General features: G+C 35.1%; 5 protein-coding genes. All 5 read left to right on the top strand.

What is annotated here, in order from left to right; all coding sequences use genetic code 11:
* A partial coding sequence (locus Q0U74_RS07685; protein WP_297393865.1) for an MATE family efflux transporter occupies positions 1–592 on the top strand: 592 nt, incomplete at its 5' end.
* Between the two features lie 11 nt (positions 593–603).
* Positions 604–1,209, top strand: coding sequence for a peptidylprolyl isomerase (locus Q0U74_RS07680; RefSeq protein ID WP_297393863.1), 606 nt, complete (start codon positions 604–606; stop codon positions 1,207–1,209).
* 4 nt (positions 1,210–1,213) lie between these two features.
* Positions 1,214–1,816 carry a thymidine kinase gene (locus tag Q0U74_RS07675; protein ID WP_297393860.1) on the top strand — a complete coding sequence of 201 codons (603 nt, stop codon included), beginning with the start codon at positions 1,214–1,216 and terminating at the stop codon, positions 1,814–1,816.
* A gap of 61 nt (positions 1,817–1,877) precedes the next feature.
* Positions 1,878–2,942 (top strand): carbohydrate kinase, encoded by a 1,065-nt coding sequence (locus Q0U74_RS07670; RefSeq protein ID WP_297393859.1) that lies wholly within the window; start codon positions 1,878–1,880, stop codon positions 2,940–2,942.
* Positions 2,939–3,323 (top strand): pseudouridine-5'-phosphate glycosidase (locus Q0U74_RS07665; RefSeq protein ID WP_297393857.1); only part of this gene is annotated, 385 nt, incomplete at its 3' end. The genes Q0U74_RS07670 and Q0U74_RS07665, both read left to right, overlap by 4 nt.

The raw sequence follows: 3,323 nt of genomic DNA, 5'->3' as shown, positions 1-3,323 counted from the left end.
CATGATTTTAAATAAATATATTGCAAGCTTTGGGGCACTTTATATTGCAGTCTACTCTATAGGCTCGCAAATTGAGTCTATTTCTTGGATGACTGCTGACGGATTTTCTGTAGCATTTTCTGCCTTCTTTGGTCAAAATTTTGGAGCAAAAAATTATGAGAGACTCCACCATGGCAGAAGAGAGGCAATGAAAATAGTAAATATAATTGGAATTTCCACTTCACTTTTATTATTTTTCTTTGCCAAAAATTTATTTACACTTTTTATACCAAGAGATCCAGAGGCAATTATAAAGGGAATAGATTACCTAAAAATCGTTTCAATTTCCCAATACTTTATGGCACTTGAAATTGGAACTACTGGCATGCTAAATGGTCTTGGACTTACAAAATATCCAGCCATAAATGCCATGATATTAAATATATCAAGGATACCTCTTGCCTTTATTTTGATGCCAATTTTTGCAGCCAATGGTATTTGGATTGCCATGAGTTTATCCTCAGTCCTAAAGGGAATATTTTTAACTTTAATATATTATTATTTGCGTAATAAGACAGATGGCTTTAAAATAAATATGAAGACCTATGTTTGAAAGGAGAAAGAATGTTAAAACAATTTGAAAAACCTGCAGTAGGAGAAAAAATTGCAGTATTAAAAACTAATAAAGGCGATATAAAAATTAGATTATTTGAAGAAGCAGCACCTCTTGCTGTTGAAAATTTCATTTCACTAATTGAAGATAAATATTATGACGGAATAATTTTCCACAGAGTCATTGAAAACTTCATGATTCAAGGCGGAGACCCATCTGGAACTGGTCGCGGCGGCGAAAGTAAGTGGAAGAAACCCTTTAAAGACGAATTTAATTTAAATTTTAGAAACTTTAGGGGAGCACTTTCCATGGCAAATGCCGGACCAAATACAAATGGATCACAATTTTTCATTGTGCAAGGAGATAAACTAAGTGAGGACATTTTATCTCAAATGAAAGATGCAGGCGAAAAAAGAGGCTATCCAGATGAAATTGTTGATGCCTACGAAAAAGTTGGTGGAGCCTTCTGGCTTGATGGCAAACACACTGTCTTTGGGCAAGTTTTTGAAGGAATGGATGTAGTTGATGACATTGCTAAGTCAAAGGTTGGCTTTATGGATAAACCTGTCTTTGACATTGTAATTGAAGAAGCTCTTATAACTGATTATCAAGGATAAAATTATGCATCAATATAAAGGAAGAATGATTTTGCACACTGGGTCCATGTTTTCTGGAAAAACTAGCTCTCTTGAAAAGGACTTAAAGAGATTTTCCATAGCAAATTACAAGACAGTTGCCTTTAAGCCAAGGATTGACAAGAGATATTCAAGAGAAGAAATTGTAACTCACGATAAAATTTCTTTTAAGGCAGTTGAAGTTGAATCCGTAGAAGAAATTTTAGATTTCGTAGAGAAAAATTCTCCAGAAGTTATTGGCATAGACGAAGTGCAATTTTTAAAAGACGAGCCAGCCCTTGTTCTTGAAGATTTGGAAAAAATTCTCGAGATGGGAATAACTGTTGTCATGGCAGGTCTCGACATGGACTACATGGCAGAGCCCTTCGAAATAGTAAAAGAAATAATGCCAAAGGTGGACTACCTAAACAAGCATCACGCAGTTTGCAAGAGATGTGGCACTGATGCCTGGGTGTCTCACAGAAAAATTAAGAGCGACAAAAGAGTTGAGCTGGGGGCAGTGGAAGAGTACGAACCACTTTGCAGGTCCTGTTATAGAGTTGCTATTCATGAAGATAAATTAAAAGAAAACCAAGAAAATTTTTTATAAGGTATTGACAGCCTCTAATCATTTGATTAAAATATAATTAAATGATTAGAGGTGATTTTTTTTGACTCCAAGAGAAAAAGAAATTATAAATCTTTTGAAGAAAAATCCTGGAATCTCGCAACAAGAAATTGCTGATGAATTAAACATCACAAGGTCTGGTGTATCCACCCACATCAATAACTTGATGACATCTGGATATATTTTAGGTAGGGGATATATACTTAGGGAAGACTCCTATGTGGCAGTCCTTGGTGGCTGCAACATGGACATCACTGGTTACTCCTTTGACAACTTAAAGGGCAGAGATTCAAATCCAGGGAAAATTGAATATTCTAGCGGCGGCGTTGGAAGAAATATTTGCGAAAATTTGGCAAGGCTTGATGTCAACACAACTTTTCTATCAGTTTTGGGTAAAGATGATGCTGGCAAAAATATTTTAGAAGAGCTAAATAGAATTAATGTAGATACTTCCAAAATTTTATTTGCTGACGGCATAACTCCTCACTATCTTGCAATTTTAGACGAAGACAAGGATATGTTTGTGGCAATTGCCGACATGGATCTCCTAAAAAATATTGACGAGGATTATATTGACAGAAATAAAAAAATTATTGAAAATGCAGAATTTACAATAATGGATACAAATCTTGAAGAAAAAACTTTAGACTATGTCCTAAAAAATTTAAAGGGAAAGTTTTTAATTGACGGAGTTTCCACAAAAAAGGTAATGAAAATAAGAAATTTATTAGATAAAATTCATTTCTTAAAGGTAAATATTTATGAAGCCATGGCTCTAAGTGGTCTTGAAACGGGAAACATTGATAGACTTGGAGAAGACTTAATAGCAAAAGGCTTAGAAAGTCTTGTAATAACTGCTGGAGGCAAGGGGGCCTTTTATTTTGAAAAAGATTTTAAAATGATGAGAAAGCCTGAGCCAGTTGACGTTGTAAATGCTAGTGGAGCAGGAGATGCCTTTATAGCTGGCTATGCCTACGGACTTTATAACGATTTTGATATAGATAAGAGAATGAAGGCGGCTGAAGCTGCTGCAAGGATTGCACTAAAAAGTAGTGATTCATGTTCCAAGGACATGAATGAAAATAATTTAAAGGGAGAGATTTTATGATTAGTAATGAAATGTTAAAAAAATATGTTGAGTATAGCGATGAAGTTAAAAAAGCAATGGAAGAGGGAAGACCAGTAGTTGCCCTTGAATCTACAATTATTTCTCACGGCATGCCTTATCCACAAAATATTGAGACAGCTAAGGCTTGCGAAGAAATTATTAGAGAAAACGGAGCTGTTCCTGCGACAACTGCAATTATTGGCGGGAAAATTAAAATTGGTCTTTCCGATGAAGAGTTAGAATTTATGGCGACATCAAAGGACATCATAAAGGCATCAAGAAGGGACTTTGCCTATATAGTTTCTCAAGGTCTAAATGGAGCTACAACAGTTGCATCAACAATTATTGCATCAAGACTTGCCGGAATAAAGATCTTCGTAA

It is taken from the genome of uncultured Peptoniphilus sp. (assembly GCF_946998875.1).
Taxonomy (GTDB): Bacteria; Bacillota; Clostridia; order Tissierellales; family Peptoniphilaceae; genus Peptoniphilus_A.
This window is presented reverse-complemented; position numbering and strand designations above follow the sequence as displayed.

Bases quoted from the DNA above. Each gene is read 5' to 3' on its own strand.
- Q0U74_RS07680 (WP_297393863.1), top strand. From the start codon at position 604: ATGTTAAAACAATTTGAAAAACCTGCAGTAGGAGAAAAAATTGCAGTA.
- Q0U74_RS07675 (WP_297393860.1), top strand. From the start codon at position 1,214: ATGCATCAATATAAAGGAAGAATGATTTTGCACACTGGGTCCATGTTT.